The sequence below is a fragment of the Macrococcus brunensis genome (genome assembly GCF_004359615.1).
GTDB classification, from domain to species: domain Bacteria; phylum Bacillota; class Bacilli; order Staphylococcales; family Staphylococcaceae; genus Macrococcus; species Macrococcus brunensis.
The window spans coordinates 1-428 of sequence record NZ_SCWA01000058.1 but is presented as its reverse complement, the minus strand read 5'-3'; the positions used below and the strand labels follow the sequence as shown (position 1 = coordinate 428).

Genomic DNA, 428 nt, shown 5'->3' with positions numbered 1-428 from the left:
GTCAACAGTCATTATCGGTAAACCTAATGTCGGTAAGAGTTCTATGCTGAACAACTTAATTCAGGACAATAAAGCTATAGTGACAGAAGTCGCTGGGACGACAAGAGACCTGCTGGAAGAGTACGTGAATGTTCGCGGCGTACCGCTAAGACTTGTAGATACAGCAGGTATTCGCGAGACAGAAGATATCGTCGAAAAAATTGGTGTGGAGCGCAGTCGTGAAGCACTGAAGAAAGCAGACTTAATATTATACGTTCTGAATTACAATGAACCACTCTCAGAGAGCGATTATCAGCTGGCTGAAGTCATCAATAATGAAGACGTTATTGTCATTATCAATAAAACAGACCTCGAGCAGCAGCTGAATCTGGAAGAAGTCAAACAGATGGTGGGCAATGTACCGATAGTTCAGACATCGATGTTATCAC

General features: G+C 42.8%; 1 protein-coding gene. It reads left to right on the top strand.

Annotated features, from left to right (window positions below; translation table 11 throughout):
* On the top strand, positions 1–428 hold a 428-nt coding region (locus ERX27_RS11205; protein ID WP_133432860.1), incomplete at both ends, for a GTPase.